The sequence below is a fragment of the Streptomyces sp. BBFR25 genome (assembly GCF_044590125.1).
In the GTDB taxonomy this organism is placed as follows: Bacteria; Actinomycetota; Actinomycetes; order Streptomycetales; family Streptomycetaceae; genus Streptomyces; species Streptomyces canus_D.
The window spans coordinates 22,579-49,559 of sequence record NZ_CP172447.1; the positions used below are offsets into that span (position 1 = coordinate 22,579).

The window sequence follows — 26,981 nt, forward strand, 5'->3', positions numbered from 1 at the left end:
TCCCTACGACCTCCGGCACGACCCGCCCAGCACCAGGCTCGGCCAACACCACGACTGCAGACGGCCTCTCAGCGGGGCGCCGGCCTCTGACCGGGCCCGTCCAGGGTCTGGCGCAGGTCGAGGTAACAGCGCAGCCTCACCCCCGGCTGGCCCGGCTCCCGTGTCGTGCGTTCCACCGACGTAGTCGCCCAGCGGGCGGCCAGCACCGTGTGGAACGCGAACGCGGTCTCGTCGTCGGCCGCGGCGACATCGACCACGACCAGTCCCGGCTCCGACACATGAACTTCGTTGATCGCTTCCATGCCCCGCACCACGTACTGCGCCGGTACGACGGTTCGGCCACGATCCCGGATTCACCCGACCGAGCTCTCTTCACCTGCTGCCCGCACGCCGACCGGGGGCTGTGTGAGCGGCCGGGGTACCGGGCTGCTGCCACGGAGCTGTCATGGTCACAAGTTCTTCACTCTGCCGCCATGGTGTGATCACTTCCGGTAAGCTCCGGGCGCTCCATTCGCACCACTGAGGGGGGAATCCTCATGCGTTTCCGCTACGCCCTGACCACTGCCGCCGCAACGGCGGCCGCTGCCGCGCTCGGCCTCGCCGTCGCTGTTCCGGCGCAGGCCGCCGAGTACTCCTCCGCGCTGAAGATCAAGGGCGTGCAGTACGACGCGCCGGGCCGGGACTCCAACAAGTGCTCCGGTGGCAACACCAAGAACGAGTACCTGACGATCAAGAACTACTCGAAGACGGCGACCGTGAACCTGAAGGGCTACAAGGTCAAGGACGCCGCCGGAAACACGTTCACCTTCAAGAACAGCCACACCCTGCAGCCCGGCGACTATGCCAGCCTGCGCGGCGGCCGCGGCACCGACTCCGACGCCAAGAACGTCGTCTACCGCCAGAACTGCAACTTCATCTGGAACAACGACAAGGACACCATCTACTTCTACAAGCCCAGCGGATCCCGCGCCGACGTCCACGCCTACACCAAGAAGGCCAACGACCGCGACGGCAACGGCTACATCACCTACCACGGCTGACCCAACAGTCCCGATCTGAGCAGGCAGAAGGCTGCCGGGCAGACGCCCGGCAGCCGGCACCTCCTCCGCACACCGGACGACTGCAGGTCGAAGGGAACGGCAGGGCGTGACGTACCAGACCGGTGAGACCGGCAATGACGGCTGGCAGCGGCTGATTGCCGCACGCGAGATGTATACGCGATCGGCCGGCGTCCACTACGACGAAGTCCTCGACCAGGTCGCCCAGCGGGCCCACAGCGAAGGCAGCATCAGCAAAGCCGACATCGGAGCGCTGCTGCTATGGAAACGCCTGCGCGCCGACACCCGCTGGGCCTCCGCGCTGATGGCCACCGCAGACGCCGACGTACGGCGGGCGACGGCGGCCGCCATGACTGCCGTGCTCGACGCCTCCGTCAGCCTCAGCGAAGCGGCCCGGGCGGGACGGGCCGCGCTGACCGGCCTTCCTGGCTTCACCCGCGGCGACGCACTGGCCTCCACCGTCCTGACCGCAGCCGCACCCGGCCGCATGGCCGTCTACGACAGCCGCGCCCACACCGCACTGCGCTCACTCGGCATACCCCTCACCCACGCATCTGGCCGGTACAGCCGCTACATCGCCGCCCTCGACCACCTCCTCACCCACGCCCCCACCCCGGCCGACGCCTGGACGCCCCGGGACCTCGACATCGCCCTCTACTGCCTGCCACCCAACTCGGCTGGCACGGACAGCGCGTAGGTCAGGCGCAGCCCGGCGGCGCCCCCGGCAGGGGTTCTGCGCCGCGCGCGGGGCAGTGTTGCGGCAACTGGTGGAGTTCCGGGCCACGAAGTCGCGGATCGTGCTGTATTCCACCACGGCCTACTCCAGCGGCGAGACGTTGCTGGCGACCCACCCGTGGGCGATCGGCCGCGGGGTCCGTGTCGTCAAAGAGGCCCACTGCCTACAGGCAAGGGACGCCGGACCGACACCGGCGATGCCTCCGCCGGGACGGGCAGTGACCCACCCCGGCGTCCCACACGCGCAGGGCAGGATCCACACCGCTGTGAAGACGAGCCGTCCTAGTGTGTGAGAGCACCTTCCTCTCGCCGCCAAGGAGCAGCTGTGAACGTGGAGATCCATCCAAACATAGGCGATACCGCGGCCCGGTTAGGGGCCGGTGTTCCGTACGCGTTGAAGGTCCTGGCCGGCCGGTTGGCCGACGACCCAGACCTCGGCCAGCCGTCAGGAGTGCCTGGGGTTCTCTCCGTGGCCATCAGCGGAGCCACGTTCGAGGACTGCCCCGACCTGATGGTCGGCTACATTCGCGAACCCGACCGAGTCGAGATCCGGTACGTGAATGCCGTCGCTCCCGCTGAACACGCTCCGGATACTGAGGAACAACCGGAGAGTGCGGGTCAGCCCAACTCTGCCGTCGAGGTGATCAGCGCACGGCTGGTTACCGAAGCCTGGCGCCGCATCACCCGCTGGCTCGAGTACCACGCTCCGGCCTCCAAAGCGGCGCTCCGTGCTGGCGCCGACGCTGCCGCCATCGCTGCTCTGGAACAGGAGCTAGGCCTTGAGGTACCTGCTGACGTGCGGGCCCTTTGGGTTTTGACCGCAGGGGATGACGGGGTCAACGGTGCGGGATGCCTGCCCGGGAACCAGGCTCTGATGTCTTTGGAGGCCGTGGCTTCCGTCTACCGGCAGCAGATGGACTCCCAAGCACACCAGGACACCCTCAACGCCGGCCGCCCGGAATACGACCAGACCACCGTCTGGAAGGCATCATGGCTTCCGGTGGTCTCCTACGGCGTGACCGACCGCACCTCAGGGCTATACCTGGACACCTCATCAGGCTCTCTCGGCCGATGGTCCCGATACAACGAGGGCCAGGACGATGAGGACGAGACGCTCCTCACCTACCTGGAAGACGTCGCCGACATGCTCGAATCCCCGGACCTTGCCACACGGGACAAACCGGGCCTGATCGACGGGGTACTGGTGTGGGGCAGCAGGCTCGATCCGGCGCAGGAAGACCGGTGGCAGCCCCTGACCGGCTGACCGCGGAGGGGCGGGGGAGCCCAGTCGCAGACTGGGCTCCCCCGCCCCTCCTTCGTCTGCAGCAGCTCGGGTGCCAGCAGCTCCGGCTGCCTCAGCCGACCTTGCGCCAGGTGCAGGTAGACGCAGTCGAGGTGCAGTGCTCGAAGCCCGGCAGGGTCACGAAGAAGCCGTCACCGTCGAGCATCCGCCACGACGGGGCCGGAAAGCCGCTGAACGCCCGCTGATTCTGCACGCTGGGGATAGCGGCACGCCCGCACCGTTCCGAACCATTCGGCCCCTTGGTCGCCGCACGGGTGTCCGCCAGAAGCCCGTAGTTCGCAGAGCCGTCGCCCATCTTGTCGGTGAACAGCTGTGCACACTTGCTGCCGGACGTCACCAGGTTCACGCTCTTGGGGTAGCCGCCGGACTCATGGGTGGAGGCCATGGCGAACTCATCGCAGTCGACCGACCCCACCGACGCGTCGGACGCGTGCACACTCCAGGTGTTGTCGCATACGCGAGTACGGCTGTTGTCCGATGTCCACGTGCCGCCGGCGCTGTTCTTCACGGGGGTGTCGGGGCCCAGGTAGTGCATCAGTGAGTCCCACCGCTTGGAGCCGGCGTGATCAGGCATCACTTGCTGCATGTACCAGTAGTAGCCACCGGCGGCCGGATACAGGTTGGTGTCCACCGTCCAGTTCAGCTTGAAGTACGGCAGCACACAGCCCGGCGCAGAGCCCTTGACGATGTCGTCGCAGCGCGGTGCAAGCTCTCGGACTTCTTGGATTCCGGAGCTGCCGAAGTCTGCCGTCGCGGAGGCGGTGAGACTGGCATCCACAGTCGCTCTTACGGACCATCCCAGGTCGATGATCTCCTTGCCCGTGCCGGACCACGTGGTCTGGACAGTCCCCCACCGGCCGCTGTACTGGCTCCAGTCGTTCGCGTCCCAGTAGGCGTTCTCGCCTGCGGAGTTGTTCTGGTTGTCGGCCCACCGGGTTTTGGACGTCGTGCACGAGGTGCAGGTCACCCCGGTGTTCCACTTCATCGTGACGCCTTCCAGCACCGGGTCGATCGAGACGGGCACGATGACGATCTGCTGGTCGAACTCCGCGAAGTCTGATCCGGATGACCCCTTGTTGGGATAGGCCTTGATCCGCTGTTCGAAGTCGAACTTGGCGAAACCGATCGTGGCCTCGTCCGGGTCGAGGAAGACCAGATTCGCTGACCCGACGTTCTTCAGACAGGCCTCTCCGCGGGTCATGTAGTCCTTGCCCACCGGCTTGTCGTAGCACCAGTCGACCAGTTCCACCGCGGGCGCCGCCGCGGCTGTTGCAGCTGCTTCGCCGGGCGTCTTTCCGGCCTTGCGGGCTTTGGCTTCCTCGGACTTGCGCTGCGCCTCGGCACGCTGCTTCGCGCGCGCCTGGGACTCCGCGGTGGGCGGGGACAGCTCCATGCAGATCTTCCGGCCCTTGGCGTCTGCCGCGCCGCAGGTGCGCTTCTGTGTGGCCTCGCGTTTCACGGCGCCGTTCGCGTCGAGCGTCGGCAGAGCCGGTCCCGGGGCGGTGCGGGTGACCTCGGCTACCTCCTGGGTGGTCGGGTCAATGGCCGACGACGCCTGGGCAGCGGGGAACTTCACGTAGGGGTCGATGCGGAAGTCGGCCCAGGGAGACCAGTCCGTTTCGTACAGGCTGCCGTCGAAGGCGGAGGTGCGGAACGTGTAGAGGACCCCGGGCTTCAGCTTGCCGTACGGGACCGGAACTTTCGCCAGGGTGCCCGAGGCCACATAGGAGGACACCAGAACTCCGTACTGTCCGGTGCCGTCGAGGTCGACCTGCGCCTTCGGTGTCCCGTCTGCGTTCGTGGTGTACACCTGGAAGGTGAGGTTCGCGGTGTCGCCGTCCGCATCGGTCACGGTGTTCTGAAGGACCACGTCTGGGGTGATGACCCGCCAGACGGAGCCGGACTTGGTGAACTTGGGGCCGGCCGAGGGGGCGTTGCCCGAGGCCGGGCGCTGCCCGCCGGCGGCGATGGCCGCCAGGTCCTGCTCCCCCGCGGCTGCCAGCGCTGCCGGGGAAGTGCCTGTGCCTGGCGTGGGCGGCATCGGGGCCGCTACTGCGGTGCCCATCCCTGCCAGGAGTGCCAGTGTGGCGCCAGCAGCGATGTGCCGCCACAACAACGTACGTAAGAGTCTCACTCGGTCTGTCCTCTCCAAACAATCTGTGGCATGTACGCGCCCACGCACCCAACACCTTCCACTTCCACGAGGACATGACCGGCATCACGGTTTACCGGAGGGGGACTTCGTTCAGGCCAACAGGCCGGGCCAGCACGCAAGTGACTTATCTGCCGCCGGGCACTGTGCCCCGGGTGTCCGGGTAAGAGTTTCCCGCCTGTACAAGACGGGCCGGCTCTCCATCCGCGCCAGGCTCCCCCGCGACGGTCTGGGACCTGCCATCGACGCCGACGATCTGCCCGAACAGTTCGCCGGGCTGCTCAAGTTCACCGCGCATTGAGGATCATCGAGCAGGACCGCATCTGGTGGCTGCCGGTGTGTCAGTCCCTCCATGACCAGCGTCGAGACCTTCGATCCGCGTCGGCCCCAACACCCCGCTAGAGCGGCCGGTTTCGTTGGCGCGCTCGCCAGGCCGCCAGAACGTAGTGCTGCGGGGAGTTGGGCCACGAGCCGGACCGATTCGTCCCGCGCTCCTCTCGCTGCTTCTGGAGCGCGCTGGGTGCACGGCAAGGCCGGCCTCCCCCGTCTTGAGGGGATGCCGGCCTGGAGCGGTCTCACGCGGCAACGTGATCGCGCTGGGTTCCTGATCTGCTGGGTGGAGCCCGCAACTGTCAGGAGTGGCACATGCCGTCGTGCCGGTCGAATGCTGCCTGGGGTCCTTGAACGGGCTTTGAACACGATTGGGATGGCGCGGCATCTATGTGGCGTGCCGGAGGCAGGAAGGTCTGCCGTCGGCGGTAAACGTGCTGGCCTGCCGGGTGATCTCCGGCAGCAGCGCTTGGACGGCCCCGCACGAAGGTCTTGGACGTCTACGCATCATCAATTCTGGGGGTATCCCCTGATCGGCGGGGCGGGTGGCAGGATGCAGGCCCCGGACGGCGTCGGCAAACGCCGTTCCGGCTGTTCGACATTGGAGCCCGCAACGCGCCCCCGCCTTGGGCGGGGTGCACTTGATTCCAGGAGAAGACCATGCCTCGAACCTTCGCTTCAGTGCGGTGCGTGCTGCACGGCTCATCGGCCGGGCACCGGTCCCCGTTCGCCGATGCCGTGGTGATCGTGGTGATCGCCGTGCTTGCCTGCGTCCTGTCCGTCTATGGCCTGGAGCTCTCTTCGGTTCTGGCTGTGCTGGGCGGGGCCGGTCTCGTGGCGGCCGGCACACTGGCTGCCGTTCGTGGAGCGGGTAAGCGTCTGCACCGATCTGTGGTGCAGGCTGCGACCGCTCTCGCCGCCGGCTGACGACCATACGGCTGTGGGGCGCAAGGAGAGGCCGATCGCCTCGTCGAACCGGGCCCTGGTGAGGCTGGCCAGGTGGCTGCGCGATCAGCGTTCGAACACGGGCTGCTCATACGTCGAGTTGGCTGCACGCGTGGGCCTTCACGCCACCACACTGCAGCGGGCGGCATCGGGCCAGTCCGTGCCTAGTGAGAGCAGCGTTCGCGCCTACGCCATCGCCTGCGGTGCGCCGGTGGACACAGCGATGGATCTGTGGCGGCAGGCTCGACGGGGCAGGCTTCGCAGTGCGGGCCCTGCCCCGGCGAGCCCGCAGGACATCGACGGCGTCGAGATGCTCCGCGCGGCACTGCGGGAGTTGTACGAGTTGGCCGGGCGGCCCTCGGTGCGTGTGATGGAGAGGCGTGCGGGTGCGGGGCGGCTCCCTCACAGCACCGCCCATCGCATCGTGCTCGGCCGGACGGTGCCGCGTGACGCGCACCAGCTGACCGGTTTCCTCACCGCCTGCCTGATCGCCTCGTCAGAGCATGCGGCGTGGGTCGCGGCATGGGAGCGCGTCCGGGGCGAGCAGCACGCCAAAGTGCTGTCTCCCCTTCCACTGCACAGGCCTGCGGCTCCGGCCGTGCCTGTGCGGCCGTCGGTTCCCGCATCTGGCCTGTACGCCGCGGCGCTGGGACCGGTGCGGCTGTGGCGGGACGGCGGGCTGCTGCCCACCGGCTCGCCCCAGCAGCGAGCCCTGCTGGCGGTTTTGGTGCTGCGGGAAGGACGGACCGCGACAGCAGCGGAGATCGTTGACGCATTGTGGGGTGAAGACCCGCCGTCCCAGGCCCTGGCCGCTGTACGGACATACGCCTCGCGGCTGCGTAAGGTGATGGATCCGGGAACGCTCGTGAGCGAGTCCGGCGGCTACGCCGTACGCCTCCCTGACCAGGGGTGCGACGTAGCCGTAGCAGCTCACCTGGCACGGCAGGCCGAGCAACTGCGCGTACAGGGGGACCTGCAGCGTGCCCGGACATTTCTGCGGCACGCTCTGGGACTGTGGGAGGGCGAACCACTTGCCGGAGTTCCAGGGCCCTTCGCCGAGACCCAGCGTGTTCGTCTGGAGGAGTGGCGGCTGCAACTGCTCGAAAGCCGCGTGGACATGGACCTCGCATGCGGTCTGCACGCGGACGTCGTGCCCGAGCTGACTTCGCTGGTGTCCGAGTATCCACTGCGGGAGCGTCTGCGCGAGCTGCTGATGCTCGCCCTGTACCGCGCAGGAAGGCAGGCTGAGGCCCTCGCCGTGTACGCGGATGTGCACAGGCTGCTCGCTGACGAGCTGGGGGTAAGTCCGCGGGAGGGACTGGCCCGGCTCCAGCAGCGGATCCTCCAGGCCGACCCGGAACTCTCATTCGGGGCGGCTGCATCCTCTGGCGGCACGCAGACTGCTGCGTTCGTGCGCCCCGCCCAGCTGCCAGCCGCCCTCCCCGACTTCGTAGGACGCTCAGGCGTGCTCGCTGAACTGACGGGGGTACTGAGCAGCGCTGGCGACGGCCTGCAAGTCGCAGCTGTTTGCGGCCCGGTGGGTGTGGGCAAGACCGCCCTGGCCGTGCAGGCCGGACATGCAGTTGCGCAGTTCTTCCCGGACGGCCACCTCTTTGTAGATCTGCAACGGACGACGCCGGAAGCAGCGCTCGCTGCGGCACTCCGCGCACTGGGGGTGGCAGAGACGATCGTTCCAGCAGCGCTCGAGGAGCGCTCCGCGCTGTACCGCTCGGCGCTTCACGGCCGCCGCATCCTCGTGGTCCTGGACCACGCAAAGGACGCAGGACAAGTCCAGTGGCTGCTACCCGCCGCACAGGGATGCGCCGTACTGGTCACCTCTCGCACGCGAATGATCGACCTCCCCGGCGCCCATCTGGTCGAGCTTGACGAGATGTCCCCCGCCGAGGCACTCCACCTCTTCACCCGGATCGCTGGCCGCCAGCCCACTGACGACCTGGGACCGGCCCGCTACGTGACGGCCGCATGCGGCTTCCTACCGCTCGCTGTACGTGCCGCTGCCTGCCGTCTATTGGCGCACCGGACCTGGACGGTCTCAGATCTCGCGGACAGACTCGCAGACGAGGAAAGGCGGCTGGACGAGCTGCAGGCAGGGAGCATGTCCGTAAAGCCGGTCATCGAAAGCAGCTACTGTCAACTCAATGCCGAACAAGCCGCCGCTTTACGTATGTTGAGCACAGCTGACGCGCTCGTGTCCCTGCAGCAGGCGGCACGTACCCTCGACTGCGGCATGGGTGATGCCGAGCGCCTGACGGAGGCCCTCGTCGACAGCGGACTGCTGACACCCGCCGGAGGCGGGATCTATCAGATACCCCTACTGGTCCGGCTCTACGCGAGAACCCTCCCCTGCCCCTGACGTCTGCGTCCCGCGACTCCCCGCACAGCAGAAGTGCCAGGCCGTCGACGCCCCTCCGACAGCCTCGACTACGGAGTTCACTCGATAGAGCGACAAAATGCGAACGCGAGTGCACGACTGGAACACAAGTCTTGCCATCCGGGTCACTCACAGCGCCGGCGCGGTGTGGCCCGGCCAGGGAACGAGACGCGCCTGGCAGCCTCCGGCCCATGTGCTCCAGCTTTGATGACTGCGCGCGGGCCGACGATGCACTCAGCACCGCCCCGGGGCAGCGGGCCCTGTGGAATGTGCGGTCGTGCGAGGTCATGACGATCGTATGCCCGACCTGCGGGGCTGCCAGAAACGCCCCGTGCCGAACCCTGTGGGACCGTCCCACCGCCGCGCTGCACCGCGGCCGCACGATCCGCTACGTGAAGATGCGCTTCGCCCTCGACCTCGCCGAGCCCCACGAACGCCCCGTCCAGCACCGGACCGGTCCCGTGCTCTCCGGCGTGGGCCTCAGGGCCACCCGTACGCCGCACCTGCAGCCGTGGCGGCTCCCTATGCAGGAGCTGGCGGATCTGGTGACCGTGAGCTTCCTCGACCTGGCCAAGGTGGTCACCGCGCACGCATGCGGGCTCCAGCGAACCGGCCTGGACGAGCTGCTCTTCGGTCCGGATCGCATCGAGCAGAGTATCGATGCCCCCACCTACGCGGTGCACGACCGGCAGATCCGGCGCGAAGTCCGCGTCCTGTCCGGCAGCCGTTCCGAGGACGTGGAGGACTTGGCCGTACAGGAGCGCGCAGTACGGGGCCGTCTGCGCGATGCGGAGCGGCGCCTCAAGGGGCAGCGCATCGCGGAGCTCACTGCCGCAGGGGTCCTCCCTTTCCCCGCGGCGACCGACGACTCCCGGCGCCTGGCACGGGCGTGGCTGGCCGCTACCTTCCGGAGGAGAAGGAGACGCTGGTACGCCGCCTGGCGGCAGATGCAGGCGTCGCTCCTTCGGCCACCGTGCACATTCGTTCCATCCCGGAAAAGATCACGCGCTGCATCGACAATGGGTGGCTCGCCGCGCCGGTCACCGACGTGGTGCGCGAGTTGCTCGAGCTTGACGGGCCGGCCTTCCGGCGGCGCATCGTCGCGGACGCCGCACGGCAGGACGCCCGCGACGACGCGCTGTGCCATCGCTGGTACTTACTGAGGTTTTCACGGCGGGGTCGGTGGGGTGATAGCCAGACCTGTGGCGGTCAGGCAGCCGTCGACCAGGTGGGGTCGGAGCTGGATCCTGCGTAACTCGCGGCGAAGGGTGCGGTCGAGGTCGTCGGATGTGTCGAAGGCGGTGTTGGCCATCGCCCTGCGTACCAGCGACCAGACGGCCTCGACGGGATTGAGGTCAGGTGCGTAGGGTGGGAGACGGACGGTGGTGAGCCAGTCGTGGTCGGCCTCGTACCGCTTCAGCCCGGTGGCCAGGTGGGTGTTGAGATTGTCCCAGACCACCACGATCGGGCCGTCGAGCTGGGTGTGTGCGCGGACCAGGAGGTCGCGGTAGTCCTGCCAGGAGAAGCTTTTGCGTGCACCCTTGAGACGGAGGTGAGCGCGGGGCCGGTGGATGAGGCGGCTCTTCTCGCCGGGTTTGTAGCAGCACAGTGCGGCGATGGAAGTCCGGCGGCGGGACCTGCCGCGGACGCGGACGAAGGGGGTATGTCCGGGTCGGCCCCAGGTGTAGGCGCGGGGCGGAGTCATCGAGAAGCCGGCCTCGTCCTCGAAGACGATCCAGGCACCGGACGCCGCCGCGAGTTTTTTACCTGCGGCCACACCTCCCTCTTCCACAGCTCCACCGCATGCTCGTCGCGTTCGAGTGCTCTGCGGGCGGGTGCCTGCCAGGACCAGCCGTGCCGTTTCAGCAACCGCCAGACCGTCGCCACCGACAGGCTCACCCGCAGACGCCGGCGGATCACCGTCTGCACCCGCATCAGGGTCCAGCGTTCGTCTTCGAAGCCGTGTGCGGCCGGTCCCTTGCCGAGTTCTTCCTCGAGCACGGCGAACTGGGCGTCTGTGACGGTCGGGGAGTTCGCGGGACCCGCCGAGCGCAGGGCCTCCATGCCGTCCTCGCGCCAGGCACGACGCCAGCGCTCCACCGACCGCACACTCACCCGCAGATCCTTCGCGATCGCCGCCGTCTTCTCGCCCGCCGCAAACCTCTCGCCGGCCTGAAGCCGGATCCCCTCACGAAACGCCCGCCGCTCAGCGGTCAGGCCCCCACCCTCTGGATACCTCACCTCATCGGCATACCGCGGGGATCATGAACCGTCACCACCCGACGACAACCCGAAAACCTCAGTAAGTGCCATGGTGCCCTACCGCCTGCAGGGACCCCAGCAGTTGATGCGTCTACGGGCCCCTTGGCAGTTCTGTTGGCAGGCTCCGTAAGCAATCCACGCGGATCAGCCCCGCTGACCTGCAATTTTCTCGCGCGGTGTACGGAGCTCCGTACGATTGATGCGCCTGCGACCCAGCTTCGGCACGGCGCGCTTGCACCCCTACATGCAGGGATGCGACGCTCCAAATGACAGGTTCCAACTCCCCCGGCGGCTGCGGACTCCTCCCTACCGATCGGGACAGAACCTTTGGGCACCGGCGTGCGTGGCAGCACCCGACCCAACCGTGAGGGCCGACCTGCTCCAGGTCGGCCCTCTGCCATGCCGAGGAGACGGCGAGAGACACCACCGTGTTGCGCTGTGGTAGCCGTTCTGGGGACGAGGCGGCCGTGCAGGACGTCGGCGACGAACTGGGTCAGGTCGCGTTCCTCACGGTGGTCCCAGCCGGCGTGGACGGCCCCAGCCGCCGGACACGACAAGCCGCCCCGGTGTACCCCCGCCCCAAGCACGACGGCGGATAACCGTACGCTGCGGCTCGGGCCCACACCGAGGGAGGTGCCTGCCCGAGCTGCGGCGGGCACGAGGGGCGCGGCTCAGGGCCGGGCGGCGTCGACGTCGCCGGCGTTGACCAGCACTGTCTTCAACTCCTCACGTGCGGCCGGGTGTTCGGCGTGGGGCGGGGTGTTTGCGGCGTCCAGCAGGGCGCGGGCGTGGCGTCGTATGGCCACCTCCTGCCATGTCCCGGGTGCGTGGGTGACCAGCTGCGCGGCCAGCAGCAGGGCGTCGGCACGGTCCGGGTAGGCGGCGGCGCGTTCGGCGACGAGATCGGCGTCGGTCAGGGCCGGGGAGTGCGCGGCGCTGGCCCGCATCAGCTCCAGCCACACCCTCTCCTGGATGGCTGCGTCCGCGAAGGCGCCCGCACCGGCGAGCGCACCTTGCGGCAGGCCGGCCGCGAGCGCGGCCCGCCACAGACCCTCCGCCGCCCCCACCCGGTCCTGCTCGGCCGGCGGGAGCGGGCGGTCGGTGCCGGTGTGCGGTGTGCGGGCGGCGATCGCCTCCAGCAGGCGGGAGACCGCGGCAGCGCCATCATCGGTGCCGGCCGCCAGCTCGGTCCACCAGGCGGCGGGTTCGCCCAGGAGGGCAGGGTCGTCAAGGAGGGCGTGCGCAAGGTGCTCGGCAGCGCCGGGCACAGCGGCGCGCAGCGCGGCGAGGAGCTCGGCGCGGTCCAGGGCGGCGAGCAGCTGCCCGTCGGTGCCTCCCCAGTACAGCCAGGAGGCGGCCGGTGACGGGTGGCCGGGCACGATCCCGTACAGGGCGGTGCGGTGGGCGGCGGCGAAGGCGGGCGCGTAGCTGTGCAGGGCCGGCAGGTGCACCCCGATCGCGGTGGCAAGCGCTTCCTGGCCGGCGTGCGCGGCGAGGACGCCGGCGACCGTGTCCAGGATCTCCGCGGGCATCTCGCCGGTGGCACGGGCCCGGCGGACGGCGTACTCCAGCAGGCAGCCCAGCGCCCGCACTTCCGGATCCGCCCCCAGCAGCACGGTGTCCCCTCCCCCGGACTCGACTGCCGCGGTGCCGTCCGCGGGAGCCTCCGGGGCCGGGGTGTCGGCGGCATCTCCGGTGGGACTGAGGCCGTCCTCGGCCTCCTCAGTGAGGGCGGTGTCCCCGGCGGGGCGAGTGAGCGGGGCGACCAGGATCTGCAGGTACGCCACGGCGTCCTTGTCCTGCTCACCGGTGAGGGCATCGGCGCGCCAGGCGGCGGTGAGCAGGTCGAACAGCGCCTGGTCGGTGAAGACCACCCCGGCGGGCCGGCGCCGTACGCCGTCGAAGCCGGTGGTGGGGGCGCTTTCGCCGAGGCCGCGGCGTACCTCGAGCGCCGCGGCGACGGCCGCCGGCAGCGCACCGTCGAGGAAGGCGCCGGGCCGGTCGGTGTGGGCGGCGGCCGCGGCGAGGTAGAACGCGGCGAGCTCCGGCCGGCCCAGGGCGGCCAGGACGGCGGGCACGTCGCTCGTCCAGGCGGCCGGGGCGGCGGCGACGAGGCGGTGCAGGACCATCGCGTACCCGTCGTCGCCGGCGTCCGGGGCTGCGGCCAGCGCGGTGGCGGCGGCCACCGGCCCTCGCGCGGCCGCGAGTTCTGCCAGGTCCTCGGCCTGCAGGGCCGTGGTGGCCGTCACGGGTTCCAGCACGGTCTCGAAGCGCGGGTCGGGCGGGCCGGCGGGCTCCAGGCGGCGCAGGGCGTCCAGCAGCGGCTCCCAGCCCTCAAGGACCGTGGAGGTCAGGACCGGCGACCAGTCCCACACCCGCAGCCAGGTCGCGAGCGGCTCGGCGAGGCCGTCGGCCTGGTCGGCGCGGGCGGGCAGGACCTCCTCGATGAGGGCGGCGGGCGGCGGCGTGCCCAGGGCAGTGCGAACGTCCGCGGCCAGCTGCGCGGCGTGCTCGGGCGGGCAGGCGGTGAGGACCAGCTCGACGAGGCGGGCCGGCTCCGGGTCGGGATCGTCGGCCAGGGCCTGCGGGACGAGCGCCATCGCCTGCTGCCACCACTCGGGCCCGTCCAGGGCGTCGGGGGTCGGCGGGCGATGGGCGAGGTGCGCGGCGATCAGGCGGGTGTGGAGGCAGGCATCAAGGCCGGCCAGCCGCCGGACGTAGCGGGTGCGCTGGGCCAGGCCGACTCCGGCGTCCGCGTCCGCCGCGGCCACGTCCAGCACGGCGCGCGCCAGCCGCGGCCCGCCGAACGCCGCGATGTCACCAATGTGCACCTGGTCCAGGTCGGCGCGGAAGACGAGCGGCCGGGCCTGCTCGGCGGTCAGCTCGATGTCGTGGGCCAGCAGTTTGGCCAGGACCGCCCGGACGGCGCCGACATTGGGGTGTGCCGGGCCGCGGTGGCCGGCCGGATAGGCGGTGCGCGCCAGCTCCCGCACCAGCATGGCGACGCCGTGGTCGGGCAGGCGGGAGGCAACCTGCAGCGCTGCCAGCTCGCGCATCTCCTCCTCGGACGCCACCCAGTCCGCGTCCGCCGCCTCGCCCGCGATGTCCCCGTCGACGTCCTCGGTGGCGCCGTCGAGGAGGCCGGCGGCCCTCATCTGGGCCCTCACGCGCTCGGCGACCGCATCGAGGCCCACGCGGCCGGTGTGCTCGTCCTCGACCGCGCCGGTCAGCAGCCCCTCCACCACCCCGATCCACTGCCCCGTCCGCTCGGCGCGCGGGACCGCGCGGGCCCACCGCGCCGCCAGGCGCAGCGTCGCCCCCGCCTCCGGGCCGCCCCCATCCCGGACACCGGGGCCAGCCAGCACGGCCCGGAGCTGGGCGGTGTCCACGGCGTCCCAGCGGCGTGCGGCAAGGCCCAGCAGCGCGTCCAGGGCGAGGCGGCCGGCGGCGGCGATCTGCTGGGCCCGCAGCACGTTGGGAGCGGCCTTGCCGGCCGGGGCGTTCAGCCAAATACGGGCGGCGGCCGGGTCGGCGGCGGCAACGTGGTCGAGGAACGGGGCGGCCGGCCACCGTCCGCCGGCCGCCTCGTCCGGCATCAGCAGGTGCGGCGCGTGCTCCTGCAGCACCGTCAGCCACGCGGTCGCGGGGCCGGAGCGGAAGAAGTAGTCGGTGGCGCGCGGATCCGCCCAGCCCGCGAGTTCCTTCGCCTCGGCCACGCCGGGGTGTTCGAGGGCGACCAGCTCGAGGACCCGGGCCGCACGGCCGGGCAGCGGCACCAGCAACTCGCGGGCCGCGGCAAGAATGTCCGCGTACAGGACGGCGGCCTCCCCGTCGTGGGCCGCGCGGCCGTGCAGGATCCCGGAGGCCACCCCGTAGACGGCCCCCCACACGTCCAGCGCCGTCTCCTGCGCCGCGCCGAGCTCCACCCCCATCTGCCGCTCGACGATCCCGCGGGCCCGCGCCTGGTGATACCGGCCCGGCCTCACCAGCTCGTCACGCAGCACGCCCGCGGCCGCCGTCACCCGCCCCCACGCCGCACGCGCCTCGGCGGATGCGCCGGACGAGCCACCGTCCGCGCCGTCGTCGGCGGTGGCGGCGCCGGCCGAACCGGCATCGACGGCCGGCCCGTCGGACGGGTCGGCCGGGGCGGCATCGCCGGCCGAGGGTGCAGCCTCGGCCGGCTCGTCCGGCTCCAAGGCCCCGGCGATGGGGGACGCGGCGGCGTCGACCGCGGCCAGCAGGCCTTGGGCCGCGGGCTTCAAGCCCACCGTGACCGGGGCGCCGGGCAGGCCCAGCAGCGCGTCCGCCGCCGAACGCACACACGCCGCCGCAACCTCCGCCGGCCGCACGAACCCGCCGCCGGCCAGGACCCGGTGGGCATCCCGCAGCAGACCCAACGCCCGTACGCCCGCCTCCCCCTGAGCTGTCAACGCGCCGACGAGAACGTCGTCGACCTCGGGCAGCACGCTCGCGCCCACCGGCGCCACCTCGTCACTCACCGCAGCACCGTAGCCCCGCCGGCCACCACCCCGAACCGATATCGCACAAGCGCGATAACCACCCGCCCCACCAGCACGATTCATCCGCGGAGTCGGCCGCACCACCCTGCCCGACCCGGCGCGCACCGCGGGCGAGACGGACGTACGGCAGGGCCGGCTGCAGCTCACCACCACCGCCGCAGGAGCGATCACCCGGCGACTGCGGCGGCCGTACGGATGCGTGACCAGAGCAGCCAGACCGCCTGATCGCCCGCGGGCCCCACCACGGCCTCGGCACCGGGGCGCAGCGGGCTGGCCCGCCGTCCGGTCCGTCAGGTACGCGCGGCCTGGATCTCGCCGGCGTCGATCAGCGCCCGGCGCAGCTGCTCCGTCTCGGCCGGGCGCTCGGCCGAGGGCAGGGCCACGGCGGCCTCCAGCAGGGCCCAGGCGTGCCGGCGGACCTCGGTGTCGTACCCGGGGCCGGGCTCGGTAGGGATGAGCAGGTGCGCGGCCAGGAGCAGGGCATCGGGGCTGCGCGGGTGGCCGGCGGCGCGCTCGGCGACATCGCCGGCGTCGATCAGGGCCGGGGTGTGCTCGGCGCTGCGCCGCGCCAGGCGCAGCCACACCTCGTCCGCGACGGCGAGCTTGGCGAGGTGGCCGGCGCCGGCGAGCGCGCCGGACGGCAGGCCGGCGTCGAGCGCCGCCGCCCACCACACACGGGCGACGTCCTCGGCGTCACGGCCTGCCGGGGCCGAGGCGGCATTGCCGGTCCGGGGGCGCTGCGGCCTGAGGAGGGCGAGCGTCAGGAACAGGCAGGCGACCGCCTCGCCGCCGCCCGGGCCCGCGGCCACCTCGCGCCAGGCGGCCGCGGGGTCGCCGAGCAGATCGTGATGGCCGTCCAGCAGCGCGTCCACCACGCGGAGGGACACGCGGACCGGATGCTCGCGCAGGACGGCCAGGAGCTCGCCGCGGTCCAGGGCGGCGAGCAGCAGCGGATCGCGTCCGCCGTGCTCCAGCCACGCGGCAGCCGGTGAAGGCCGGCCGGGGGCAAGGGCGTACAGCTCGGGGTGGGCGGCGGTGAAGGCGGTGGCGCGGTGGTGCAGGACCGGCAGGCGCACCCCGATCACGCCGGCGACCGCCTCGTCGCCGCCGCGGGCGGCAAGGACACCGGCGAGCAGGTGGAGGACGTCGCCGGGCATCGCGCCGTCCACGGGTGCCCGGCTGGCGGCGTACTCGAGCAGGCAGTCCAGCGCGCGCACCGCCGGGTGCGAATCCGCCAGGTCACCGGCCAACTCCCCGGCCCCGCCCGGTCCGTCACCGGTGGAGCCGGCGTCTGCGGAGGCGGGGGCGGGGGCGGTCTCCTGCGGGCCGTCCGCGGGCGGCGTGGGGGCGGCGGGGCGGGCGAGGGGCTCGGCTAGGGCGTGCAGGTGGTCCAGGACGGCCGGCAGGTCGTCGGCCAGGTCAGCGCCGGTGCGCCACACGATACTCAGCAGGTCGAACACCGCCTGGTCGGCGAACGTCACCGCGGTGGACGGCGGTTGGCCGGCCGCGGGGGCGGGCAGGGCACGGCGCAGCGTGAGGGCGGCGAGGGCGGCTGGAGCCGGGCCGGCGGGAAAGGCTCCGCGGCGGCGCGCTACGCCGGCGGCCGCGGCAAGGTAGAACGCGCCGAGCTCCGGCAGCTGCAGGGCGGCGAGCACCCGGGGGACGTCGGCGGTCCAGCCGCGCGGGTCGGCCCCCCCCGAGGCGCTGCAGCACCCTCGCGTAACTGTCCGCGTCCTCGGCGGCGGCGAGGGCGGCGGCCGCTGCGAGTGGGCCGGACACGGCGGCCAACTCCAGCAGGTCCACCACCTCCAGCGCGACGGAGTTGCGCGGCGCCGGGCGGACGGCGGCGCGCGGGTCGGGCGGCCCGGCCGGCTTCAGCCGGCCTACCGCGGCGAGCAGCGGGGCGAAGCCGGTGAGCAGCCCGGCGGGCAGGACCGGCGACCACTCCCACACCCGCAGCCACGAGGCGAGCGGCTCTACCGCGGCCTCGGCCAGGCCGGCGTCGATGCCGGCGGGCAGGACCTGGTCCGCTTCCCGGGCGGACGGGCCCGGGCCGAGCGCCGCCCGCGCCCGCTGGTCGAGGCCGGCGGCCCGCTGGGGCGGGCAGTCCTGCAGGATCAGGGCGGCCAGCCGCGCGCCTTCCGGCGCAGGGCGGGCGGCCAGCAGCCGCACGGTGACCTCGACCGCCCGGTCCCACCACTCCCCCGCGCCCGCAGCACCAGCGGGCGGGTGCGCGGCCAGGTGGGCGGCAAGCAGCCGGTCGTGCAGGTGGGCGTCCGCATCGGCGATCCGTTTCCATGCCCGCACCCGCTCGGCCAGCGGGAGGCCGGCTGCGGCGTCCGCCGCGGCGAGGTCCAGGACCGCCCGGGCCAGCAGCGGTCCCAGGAACGGGCCGAGGACCTCGGCCTGGAAGACGACCCAGTCCTCCTGGAGGCAGACCTCGTCCAGGTCGCCCCGGTTGAAGGCCCCCTTGGTGCCGGACTCGACGTTGCGGCACAGCAGGCCCGCCAGTACGGCCCGGACCATACGGGCCGAGCGGAACGGACCGGGGCCCTGGCCGTGGATGGTCGCCACGAGCTCCCGCAGCAGAACCATGACGTCGCCGGCTGGCAGGAGGACGGCCCAGGTCCGCGCGATCTCCTTCTCCACCTCCGGATCGGAATGCGCCAGCCGGACGGCGTCGGCCGGGGACAGCTCAGGGCCGGGGTGAGGGCGCTTCATCATGGCCTGGAAGGCCAGGCCGCCCGAGTCGACCACGTCGTGCAGCAGCGCCTCGACCACGAACACCCAGTCCCTGTCACGCCCGGCCATCGGGAGCCTTCCCGCCCAGCGGGCCGTCAGCCCGCGCGGCCAGTCCGCCCTCTTGACCGGCTCCCCGTCACGGACCGGAACGAGAACGTACGGGAGCAGCAGCCGGACACCGGCACTCGTCAGGGCGCCGTCCTGGGCCAGAAGCAGCAGGTCGACCAAGACCTGCGGGCCGACGGCGGCGAGCTGGACGGCGTGCCCGTGCAGCCACGGCCGGGCCGTCTCCGGGGCGACGGCGGCCAGGTGCTCCAGGAACGGGGCTGCCGGCCATAGTCCGGCCGCCCCGTCGGCCAGCAGCAGGTGCGGCGCGTACTGGTCAAGGACCTCCAGCCAGGCCGCGGCCGGGCCGGAACGGAGGAAGTACCCGGTGGCGCGCGGGTCCGCCCAGCCGGCCAGCTCCCGCGCCTCGGCCTCACCCGGGTGCTGGAGCGCGGCAAGTTCGAGAACGCGGGCGGCCCTGGCGGGCAGCGGCACGAGCAGGTTCCGCGCCGCACCGAGGATGGCGACGTACAGGGCGGCGGCCTCGCCGGGACCGGCGCTGCGGCCGTGCAGGATGCTCGACGCCGCGCCGTAGATCCTGCTCCACACGTCCAGCGCCGTCTCCTGCGCCGCACCGGGCGTGACGCCCGTCAGCCGCTCGAAGACGCCGGCGGCCCGGGCCCGGTGGAAGCCCCCCGGGCTCTCCACCTCACCGCGCAGCACCGCGGCCGCCTCCCGCATCCGCTCCCACACCCCGGCCTCGGCCTCGGCGACCACTGCGTCGGCCAGCCGCGCGGTGCCGGCCGGGGGCCGTGGGAGGGCGTCCACCGCGATCAGCAGGTCCTTCGCCGCGTCCTTCAGACCTACAGCGCCCGGAGTGCCGGGCGCCAGCAGCCCGTCCGCCACGGACCGCACACACGCCGCGGCGACCTCCTCCCGCTGCTCGAACCCGCCGCCCGTCAGGACCCGGCGGGCATCCCGCAGCAGCCCCAACGCCCTTACGCCCGCCTCGCCCTGAGCCCGCAGGGCGTCCGCGAGGACATCGTCGACCTCGGGCAGCACACTCGCGCCCACCGGCGCCACCTGGTCACTCACCGCAGCACCGTAGACCAGCTGGCCACCACCCCCGCACCGATACCGCAGATCCGCCGTAGCCACCCGCCCGACCTGCCCGTGCTCCGCACCGTGCCGGCCGACGACGCCCTCCCGCCCGCCGCCGTCAGCCGATCTGCCGTCCCGCGATCGCGGCAAGGGCCGCCACCGCCAGGAGCACGACGAACAGCACCACCAGGATCAGCAGCGCCGTATCGAGCGCCTCTTGCCAGGCCGGCCGCTTGCGTACGAGGTGGAACCCGCCACCGCTCAGCAGCAGCACGACCACCGTCACCAGCACCACCGCCCTGAGCTGGCTCCACGTCACCGCCGCCGGCGCCTTGCGCAGCGCGGTCACCACCGCCAGGAGCACCACCACCGCGATTCTCAGGGCCGTCCCGATCGGCGCGCGCCAGTCCGAGCGCCGACGCCCGACGAACAGCCCGGCCACCACCCCGAACACGGCCATCACCCCGAACACGGCCATCACCAGCCCGGACAGCCCCAACTGCGGCCAGGTCACAATCACTTGATCCACGTCCTCTCGAAACAGGGTGAAGCCGTGGCCCCCGGCGCATGCCGCGCGTTGCGGCATCACGCCGCCGCACAGCACAAAACCCGCCTCTGCAGACAGAAACGGGCTCACGAGATCCCGGTACGAGGCGCCCGGACAATCCGGGCGGCTCACGGGCGCGATGCCGCAACGAGCGGCGAAACGGGGCCATCAGCGGCCGAACAGACGGCAGAGTGGGCCGTCGAAGTCCCACAGGACGTCACCGTCCGCTCTGTTCAGTGGCAGACAGCGGCGCAAGAAGACAGCCGGGAACATCCCGTGGCCGGCTCCGGTCCTCCCGTCACCGGCAGCGGCCGCAGCAGCAGAAGGGCAGCGTTGACCATCCCGCCGGCTCCCACACCCTCATGAGCACTCCCGCGTCCACGAGCACCGCATAGTTCCGGCCACACCGGCCAGACACCCGCCGCCCGCCACCCACCGACCCTTCCATCTCTCCACCGGGTCGTCGAGCAACTTCTACGGAAGGGCACACCGGCCGTCGTACGACGGCCGACGGACCTCCGAGGGCGGGCGGCCACCGTGGTCCCGGGCAGGCAAGCGGACGATGAACGCCGCCCCGAGGCCCGGCAGACGTCGTCATGCGGCCGCCTGCTGCCGCATGGGCGCGTGCGTGAAAGTGTGTGAACTTGTGAAAGCCTCCGGTGCGGGAGGACGGCCATCATGAGGTGCCCTGCGACGCCGAGGACGGACAGGGAGCAGCACTTCGAGCGGGCCGGCCGCCAACCCCGGGTGACGGCCTCGCCCCGGCACCGCGTCCCCAGGGCCCTCACGGATCTCCACGGCCGCACGACGACGGCGGCGGAGGGGTGAGCATGCGCTGGGGCCGACACATGGTGTGCCGGCCCCAGTGGGGCAGGGCGTGCGCCAACACGGCCTGCGGGGTGTCCTGATGCGCCAAGTTGCGAACCTTCGGGCACCGGCGTGCGTGGCAGCACCCGACCCAACCGTGAGGGCCGACCTGCTCCAGGTCGGCCCTCTGCCATGCCGAGAAGACGGCGAGAGACAGCACCGTGTTGCGCGTGGGAGCTCGCGCGGTCAGGCGGCGAAGCCCACACTCGTACAGAACTCGTAGACCCCGTACTGAGATCCCGGGTCAGGCAGGATGCCGTCGGTCCAGGCCCGCCGCTCGCAGGCCGCCCAGGCGCCCAGATACAACCGTGCGAGATCGCCCAGCAGTTCACCGACCGGGCGCTCGGGCCTCGCTGACGTCATGTCCACAGCCGAGGACGGGCAATGACACCCACCGGGAAACGGTACGCCGGGCACCTTGCCAGGTCCTCCTCTTGATCACGGATACACAGAGATCAACCTCCTTGCACGAGGCCAGCCAACCAACTTGTCAACACCGACCACGCCCGCAGCCGCGCTCATGCCCCACCCCACTCCCCCACACCTACCTGACCAGCACAGACTCGCTCCGCCTGATCCACCCGGCAATAGCGAATCCTTCGACGATCACTGAATTCCGGAACGATCAATGACCTCGCACTTCAGAGGACTGCTTGACTCTTGAACCTCCACGGAAACCCCAGCTCAGATCAATCCGCCACGACGACTAGGGATCCCGCAACGATCACTAGATCAGCAGCTCAACGCATCACTCATGCAGTGATCCTTCATGGATTTGTCACATGGCGCGGCTGGCGCCGGGTGAGCATGTGGTGCGGCTCGGGGTGGACATGGAGGGGCAGCGGCCGGTGAGTGCGGTCCTGCCGGTCACGGTGGAGGGTGACGGCGGTTCTGATGACCTGGTGGGTGCGGAGTCGACGTACTTCGACAACTTCGCGTTCCTGCTGATGTGCGGGCTGGCGCAGACGCTGTGCTCGGGCGTGATGTACCTGCGCTCTACCGGCGCGGACGGCCGGGCCACGGTGCGGGCCTGGCACTTGTCCTGGGGGGTGCTGAACGAGTGCCCGGCCGCCGAGGCCGCCGAACTCCTCGACGGCTGCGATCTGGGCGCGTACGCGGACGCCTTCACCCTGCACGCGGCCGATGACGGGGACGGGTGCGAGGCGGTCTATCCGCCGGTCGCCTACACCGTCCTGTAAGCCCTGCGGGCCCCGGGGTGGCTCCCCGGGGCCCGCCTCCCGCCCCGTTGGCCCGCCCGGGGCGCGGCAGGGCACACGCGGATGGCGACCCGGTGCCCTGCCGCACACAGCTCCCCTCCCCGGCCGACCAACCCGGGGAGGGGAGCGCAGCGGACCGTGCCCCCGCGGCGGGAAGCGCAGCGCCCCGCCCACCACCCTGCGGGCGGCACAGCCGCCCGCCATTTCGCTTCCCCAGGGCGCGCAGCGCCCCGGGACACCCGCTCCGCGGGGAAAAGAGGAATAAAGGGGGGAAGTTAATTCTGTGCTGCGCTGCGCCCCGCGCCCTGCCATTTATGGTGGGGCTTTTCTTTATGAAAGGTACGGAGTGGGTATGAGTGCTGGCGGGAAATGTAGAATGCGAGCGGGTCGGCAAACCCTCTTCTGCATTTCCCGCCAGCGTATCTCTGGTGAGACTGGTCTATTGTACGGGAGTTGGTGGTCGGGATGCTGCGCTGCGCACAGGGCGAGGGAGTGTCGGTGACGAGCGAGGACAGTGCGTTGCGTCGGATCGTGGATGGCCGATGGGTGGTGAGCCGGGCGTGGGTCATGCAGCACACGGGAGCGTCGGCGGCGACCGTGAACCGCTGGTACACCCAACGCGATCAGTACTCCGAGGAGCTCCGGTTCCCGGAGGTGGCGTGCACGCTGGAACGCACCCACTACTACGACCAGAAGGCCGTGGAGGCATTCTGGAGCGCCTGGGGGCAGGACGTCGGCACCGGCCGTCTGCAGACTGCGGGACGGCGTCCCGGAGACGGCCGGGGCAACCACGGAGGCGGCTGGGGCCGCGACCGACGGGACCGAGCTGTGGCCCTCGCCCTCGCCGAACTCCGCCAGGCCGGCGGCTACCGGCGCGGCATGGCCGCACATCTGGCCCGCGAACACGGCGGCAACGAACGCAGCTGGCAGCGCGCCATGACCGAAGCCCGCGCCCAGTACAAGCGCGAGCAGACCGCCGCGGGCAGGTGACGAAGCCTTCGGGTAGGGACAGCCTGGTTGGTGCTCAGCTGTGGTCGTCGCGGGGTGTGTTACCGAGCCCCGGGTTGTCTGTCAGCGGCTGGAGACGGCGTCGGCGGTGACGGCCGCCAACTCTGCGGCCGACTCGGGTGTCAGGCGGTAGAAGCCCTGGAGGCTGACCGAGTTCTCGAGACGGCCGTCCACTACGTACTTCAGCTGGCGGGTCTGGCCCCGGCGGTTGCGCCAGGTGAGCCTGGCGAGTAGGTCGCCGGAAATGGGCGTATCGAAGCGTATGGGTGTGGCGTTAACGTGCACCGCATCGGCGCCGCAGCCCTCGGCGCCGAGCATCGACCAGTCGTCATGCCCGGGGTAGGCAGGGTCCTCCCACGTCGCGGGAGCCGTGCCACAGCAGCCGCGCCGCTCGCGGTCGATCACCCGCATCCGGCTCACCACGAACACCTCACGCCGGTTGACATGCAACGCGTACACCTCATCTCCCGCCTGAGCCCCGCTCCAGGCGGGCAGGGAAGAATGAACACCGCTGAACGCGACCGACGGCCGCTCCCCCACACGGCCGGCCTTGCGCAGCGCACAGCACACGTCATGGGTCCACAACACGGTGAAGGCATCAGACATGCCGTGATCCTACGAACGAGCACTGACAAGATCCCCTCTCGAGGTTCCGGCCGTGGCTCTTGAGCACGGGACCCCGGCACCGGGGCGCTTCGGGCGCCAGTCGTGCGGCTGCGGATGCGCGGAGGCTCGGCCGACGCGCAACGAGACCAGGAGCCCGCCTGGCCCCCGGCGCACACCGCACCGCCGCCCGCCCGTCCCCTTCCCTTCTTTCTCTTCTCGGTCCGGGACCAGCGCGGGGGTGTGCAGAGGGGGTTGTCGGGCTCCCGACCACGCCGATGAGGCATGGTGACCTGCTGCTTCACCAGTCGGCCGCGGGTGGGGCGGGAACAGTTGTCGGCGGGGTTATCAGCGGGGTTGTGGGCGTGGTCGAGGGCGGTGTTGTCGCATCGTGACCGTGGTCGGGCCTTGGTGGTCGCCCTGGTGGTCGGGGTCGGCTGATGCCCTGCCTCGGAGACGCGGCACCCGAACAAGGACGGGTGCCGCTGGACGAGGGAGCGGACCATTGACAGACGTCGACACCAGTAGCCGGGACCGGCTGGCCGTCGCGGTGCTCGCGCAGTACCGGATGGCCACCACCGAGCAGCTGCACCTGATCCTGTCCCCGGACGTGCGGATCGAGCAGACGCGGCGCCGGCTGGTGAAGCTGCGCGGTGAAGGCCTCATCGACCGGGTGACACTGCCTCAGGCCGGACGGACCCGGGTCTGGTACACCACCCGCTACGGGGCGCAGGTGGCGTCCGAGGGGCCCGAGCTCCGCGGCCGCCGGCCCCCGCGGGGCGCGCACGACCCCACCGCGGTGCGGCTGGGTGTCGGGCACGGGCTGACCGTCACCGAAACCGCGCTGGCGTTCCTGCAGGACGCCCGCCGCCGCGGCGACCTGTGCCAGCCCCTCGACTGGATCCCTGAAGTCCACCACCCCCTGGGAAGCGGGGAGGCTGTCATCCCTGACGCACTGCTCTACTACCGCAGCCACGACACCGGCGCCGGCGGGTCGGACAGCGGGAGCGGGGCAATGCTGCGGGCCTTCGTGGAAGTCGACCGGGCCACCATGGGACCCGAGCGGCTGGCCGCCAAACTCGGCGCCTACGCCCGCCTCCACCAGTACGTGGCCGCACCTCCACCCGGCACACGCCGGACCCTGGCCGTCCCAGAGGAGAGCTGGCGACGGCGCTACCCCCTGTTTCCGCGGCTGTTGTTCGTCCTGGACGGCACCGGACCCGCCGGCATCCACACCCGCCTGACAGCCCTCGAGGCTGCCGCCCGGCAACCAGCCCTCACCGCGCTCCTGCGCGACGTCCCCGTCCTCGCCACACCCATGACCGACCTCCTGCGCCACGGCCCAACCGCACCCGTCTGGCACCCCATCGGTGGCCCCGACCAGCGAGTCGGATGGACGCAAACGATGCGCGCCCTCCCGGGCCCGACCACGAACGCCGGGGCCACAGGCCCGACTAGGACAGGCCCCCGCCTCGCGTGGGGCGTCAGCTGAGCTTGAGCTTTAACCTGGCGGATGCCCTCGGTATGATTCAGGTGCTGTCACGCATACCCAATGCTTCGGCACGTCACTGCGGACAGAGAGCATGGCCGATCGGGACTGCACATGCTGCGGCGTGTGTCAGCCGCACCTCGGCGCGATGCTCGCCCTTGTTCTCCAGCTACCAAGATCTTCCAGGTCTGCCCATGGCCTTGAGGGTCTCGGGGCGTTTGACGGTCTTGCCCACGTCGTAGCGGGGTGCGGGACGGCGGTTCTTGGTGCCGGGTGGCCGTCCGGGACCGGCGCCGCGATGTTGGGGAACACGGGCGGGGCAGAGGATGTGTGCTCGGATGTTCCTGAACCCGCGGCGGACCCGGGCCGGGGTGAGGCGTTCGGGCTTGGTCGGCTTCTCCCAGGGCCGGCGGAGGTCGGCGGCCAGTGGCCGGGCGAGGCGGAGCTGGGTGTGCGCGACGACCAGGAGCCAGGTCCAGCGGTCCGCCGCTTCGGGCTTGCGCACCTTCGGGGTGGTCCAGCCGAGCGTCTGTTTCGCGAAACGGAACGTGTGCTCCAGGTCGAATCGCCTCAGAAACCCCTGCCACCAGCGGTTCACGTCCGCCAGGGCGGCCCCGGTCTGCGAGGACCACAGCCATACTGCCGGCGCCTCCCGGTCTTTCGAGAGGTGCTCGACCTTGAGGCGGACCAAGGTGCCCTCAACGATGGGGAGTTCACCGTCATGCTCCAGCCAGGCCGAGCGGTGGGTCAGTCGCGGGTGGACCCGGTCCCACGCCTGGGTTTCGGCCTTGCCGTAGTTCACGGTGTCGGTGGCCGTGGTGATCGCCGCCTCGGGCCAGGTCTCCGGTTTGGCGAAGCGGAACTCCGACCCGTGCTTGGGCGGGTGGCCACCGCGGGGAGGGGCGCGATGGAACTCCTCACGCGAGGGCGCCGGACAGCGCATCACCCGGTCCGAGCGGATCCGCTCGACCAGCTCGACGGACAGATCCCGCAGGACCCAGGCCAGGCGAGTGACGTCGTAGCCGGCGTCCATGACGATCGTGATGTCCGGGTCCCCAGGCGTCCACTGACCGGCCGCGATGAGCCGCTCCACCACGGCGCGGAGCTGGACGGCGGTGACCGCGGTCGCATCGTCCTCGGGCCCGAGCCGGACTACGTCCAAGATCCCGGTCCACGAGGTGGCCCCGGGCTCCAGGACGGCGACGAAAGAGTACGGCCAGCCCGGGATGAACTGGGAGGCGGACTTCGCCCGCCCGTAGACATGGCAGAACAACCGGTCCGCCGAGCACGGCGCATCCGAGCGCAGCCACGGTGACACGTCGACCGCGAGCACCAGGCGCCCGCCCTCGAAGCGCGGCAGGGGCATGCCGGCCAGCAGAGCCCGCAACCTGTCGACGTCGATCCGGCCGCGGTTGAGGGCTCCGTACAACGCGCCGTGCCCACGCCGATGCTCAGGCACCAGCGTCAGATCCACCGGCGATTTCACCGGGCCATCCGCGCACAGCACCGCGTCCACCAACTCGAACAACTCATCCCGCCGGGCGGTCAGACACTCGTAGAACTCGCCCCGGAAGCGTGACGCTTCCGCGAACGACTCCCGACGGACCCCTTCAGCCAGCACACTCACCATCACGGCCTTCGTCCCGGTCACGTGCATTCCTTGGT

20 protein-coding genes are annotated in these 26,981 nt (G+C 71.3%); 9 read left to right on the plus strand and 11 right to left on the minus strand.

Going from position 1 to position 26,981, the window contains the following annotated elements; all coding sequences use genetic code 11:
* Nucleotides 1–68 precede the first annotated feature (68 nt).
* Nucleotides 69–302: a DUF6207 family protein gene (locus tag ACGH52_RS00070; protein ID WP_247700564.1), complete on the minus strand. Its 234-nt coding sequence runs from the start codon at nt 300–302 to the stop codon at nt 69–71.
* Between the two features lie 234 nt (nt 303–536).
* Between ACGH52_RS00070 and ACGH52_RS00075 the strand changes: the two genes are divergently transcribed.
* From ACGH52_RS00075 to ACGH52_RS00085, 3 genes are all read left to right on the plus strand, one after another.
* Nucleotides 537–1,040: a lamin tail domain-containing protein gene (locus ACGH52_RS00075; RefSeq protein ID WP_210976169.1), complete on the plus strand. Its 504-nt coding sequence runs from the start codon at nt 537–539 to the stop codon at nt 1,038–1,040.
* Between the two features lie 106 nt (nt 1,041–1,146).
* Nucleotides 1,147–1,755, plus strand: coding sequence for a hypothetical protein (locus tag ACGH52_RS00080; RefSeq protein ID WP_399936535.1), 609 nt, complete (start codon nt 1,147–1,149; stop codon nt 1,753–1,755).
* 363 nt (nt 1,756–2,118) lie between these two features.
* The gene (locus ACGH52_RS00085; RefSeq protein ID WP_399936537.1) at nt 2,119–3,057 is read left to right on the plus strand and encodes an SMI1/KNR4 family protein; all 939 of its coding nucleotides are present in this window, start codon (nt 2,119–2,121) and stop codon (nt 3,055–3,057) included.
* Between the two features lie 91 nt (nt 3,058–3,148).
* On the opposite strand, the gene ACGH52_RS00090 is transcribed toward ACGH52_RS00085, so the two are convergent.
* Entirely contained in the window at nt 3,149–5,161 is a 2,013-nt protein-coding gene (locus ACGH52_RS00090) for a hypothetical protein (protein ID WP_399936539.1), read from the minus strand.
* 1,077 nt (nt 5,162–6,238) lie between these two features.
* Between ACGH52_RS00090 and ACGH52_RS00095 the strand changes: the two genes are divergently transcribed.
* From ACGH52_RS00095 to ACGH52_RS00105, 3 genes are all read left to right on the plus strand, one after another.
* Nucleotides 6,239–6,505 carry a hypothetical protein gene (locus ACGH52_RS00095; RefSeq protein WP_399936541.1) on the plus strand — a complete coding sequence of 89 codons (267 nt, stop codon included), beginning with the start codon at nt 6,239–6,241 and terminating at the stop codon, nt 6,503–6,505.
* 13 nt (nt 6,506–6,518) lie between these two features.
* Nucleotides 6,519–8,897, plus strand: coding sequence for a BTAD domain-containing putative transcriptional regulator (locus ACGH52_RS00100; protein ID WP_399936543.1), 2,379 nt, complete (start codon nt 6,519–6,521; stop codon nt 8,895–8,897).
* A gap of 410 nt (nt 8,898–9,307) precedes the next feature.
* Nucleotides 9,308–10,078, plus strand: coding sequence for a hypothetical protein (locus ACGH52_RS00105; protein ID WP_399936544.1), 771 nt, complete (start codon nt 9,308–9,310; stop codon nt 10,076–10,078).
* Between the two features lie 5 nt (nt 10,079–10,083).
* On the opposite strand, the gene ACGH52_RS00110 is transcribed toward ACGH52_RS00105, so the two are convergent.
* From ACGH52_RS00110 to ACGH52_RS00140, 7 genes are all read right to left on the minus strand, one after another.
* Nucleotides 10,084–10,692 carry an IS630 family transposase gene (locus ACGH52_RS00110; RefSeq protein ID WP_399936546.1) on the minus strand — a complete coding sequence of 203 codons (609 nt, stop codon included), beginning with the start codon at nt 10,690–10,692 and terminating at the stop codon, nt 10,084–10,086.
* Entirely contained in the window at nt 10,617–11,156 is a 540-nt protein-coding gene (locus ACGH52_RS00115; RefSeq protein WP_399936548.1) for a winged helix-turn-helix domain-containing protein, read from the minus strand. Before ACGH52_RS00115 ends, ACGH52_RS00110 begins: the two co-directional genes overlap by 76 nt.
* A gap of 692 nt (nt 11,157–11,848) precedes the next feature.
* A complete protein-coding gene (locus ACGH52_RS00120) occupies nt 11,849–15,676 on the minus strand; it encodes a hypothetical protein (protein ID WP_399936550.1) in 3,828 nt (1,275 codons plus the stop codon).
* A 311-nt stretch (nt 15,677–15,987) separates the two neighbouring features.
* Nucleotides 15,988–17,178, minus strand: coding sequence for a hypothetical protein (locus ACGH52_RS00125; RefSeq protein WP_399936552.1), 1,191 nt, complete (start codon nt 17,176–17,178; stop codon nt 15,988–15,990).
* Nucleotides 17,117–19,579, minus strand: coding sequence for a hypothetical protein (locus ACGH52_RS00130; RefSeq protein WP_399936554.1), 2,463 nt, complete (start codon nt 19,577–19,579; stop codon nt 17,117–17,119). The genes ACGH52_RS00125 and ACGH52_RS00130 overlap by 62 nt, the downstream gene beginning before the upstream one ends.
* Before the next feature lie 124 nt (nt 19,580–19,703).
* A complete protein-coding gene (locus ACGH52_RS00135; protein WP_399936555.1) occupies nt 19,704–20,222 on the minus strand; it encodes a hypothetical protein in 519 nt (172 codons plus the stop codon).
* 963 nt (nt 20,223–21,185) lie between these two features.
* Entirely contained in the window at nt 21,186–21,362 is a 177-nt protein-coding gene (locus tag ACGH52_RS00140; RefSeq protein WP_381260530.1) for a hypothetical protein, read from the minus strand.
* A 419-nt stretch (nt 21,363–21,781) separates the two neighbouring features.
* On the opposite strand from ACGH52_RS00140, the gene ACGH52_RS00145 reads away from it, so the two are divergent.
* On the plus strand, nt 21,782–22,198 hold the full coding sequence (locus ACGH52_RS00145) for a hypothetical protein (protein WP_399936558.1): 417 nt from the start codon (nt 21,782–21,784) through the stop codon (nt 22,196–22,198).
* A gap of 585 nt (nt 22,199–22,783) precedes the next feature.
* Nucleotides 22,784–23,206: a hypothetical protein gene (locus tag ACGH52_RS00150; RefSeq protein WP_399936559.1), complete on the plus strand. Its 423-nt coding sequence runs from the start codon at nt 22,784–22,786 to the stop codon at nt 23,204–23,206.
* An 81-nt stretch (nt 23,207–23,287) separates the two neighbouring features.
* Here ACGH52_RS00150 and ACGH52_RS00155 read toward each other — a convergent pair whose 3' ends face one another.
* Complete coding sequence (locus tag ACGH52_RS00155; RefSeq protein ID WP_399936561.1) at nt 23,288–23,830, minus strand: hypothetical protein; 543 nt, start codon at nt 23,828–23,830, stop codon at nt 23,288–23,290.
* A gap of 502 nt (nt 23,831–24,332) precedes the next feature.
* Between ACGH52_RS00155 and ACGH52_RS00160 the strand changes: the two genes are divergently transcribed.
* Nucleotides 24,333–25,319, plus strand: coding sequence for a replication-relaxation family protein (locus tag ACGH52_RS00160; RefSeq protein WP_399936563.1), 987 nt, complete (start codon nt 24,333–24,335; stop codon nt 25,317–25,319).
* A gap of 166 nt (nt 25,320–25,485) precedes the next feature.
* Here ACGH52_RS00160 and ACGH52_RS00165 read toward each other — a convergent pair whose 3' ends face one another.
* Nucleotides 25,486–26,946 carry an NF041680 family putative transposase gene (locus ACGH52_RS00165; RefSeq protein ID WP_399946567.1) on the minus strand — a complete coding sequence of 487 codons (1,461 nt, stop codon included), beginning with the start codon at nt 26,944–26,946 and terminating at the stop codon, nt 25,486–25,488.
* Between the last annotated feature and the right edge of the window lie 35 nt (nt 26,947–26,981).

Bases quoted from the DNA above. Each gene is read 5' to 3' on its own strand.
- ACGH52_RS00070 (WP_247700564.1), bottom strand. From the start codon at position 302: ATGGAAGCGATCAACGAAGTTCATGTGTCGGAGCCGGGACTGGTCGTG.
- ACGH52_RS00075 (WP_210976169.1), top strand. From the start codon at position 537: ATGCGTTTCCGCTACGCCCTGACCACTGCCGCCGCAACGGCGGCCGCT.
- ACGH52_RS00090 (WP_399936539.1), bottom strand. From the start codon at position 5,161: ATGGGCACCGCAGTAGCGGCCCCGATGCCGCCCACGCCAGGCACAGGC.
- ACGH52_RS00095 (WP_399936541.1), top strand. From the start codon at position 6,239: ATGCCTCGAACCTTCGCTTCAGTGCGGTGCGTGCTGCACGGCTCATCG.
- ACGH52_RS00140 (WP_381260530.1), bottom strand. From the start codon at position 21,362: ATGACGTCAGCGAGGCCCGAGCGCCCGGTCGGTGAACTGCTGGGCGAT.
- ACGH52_RS00145 (WP_399936558.1), top strand. From the start codon at position 21,782: ATGGCGCGGCTGGCGCCGGGTGAGCATGTGGTGCGGCTCGGGGTGGAC.
- ACGH52_RS00150 (WP_399936559.1), top strand. From the start codon at position 22,784: ATGCAGCACACGGGAGCGTCGGCGGCGACCGTGAACCGCTGGTACACC.
- ACGH52_RS00155 (WP_399936561.1), bottom strand. From the start codon at position 23,830: ATGTCTGATGCCTTCACCGTGTTGTGGACCCATGACGTGTGCTGTGCG.
- ACGH52_RS00165 (WP_399946567.1), bottom strand. From the start codon at position 26,946: ATGGTGAGTGTGCTGGCTGAAGGGGTCCGTCGGGAGTCGTTCGCGGAA.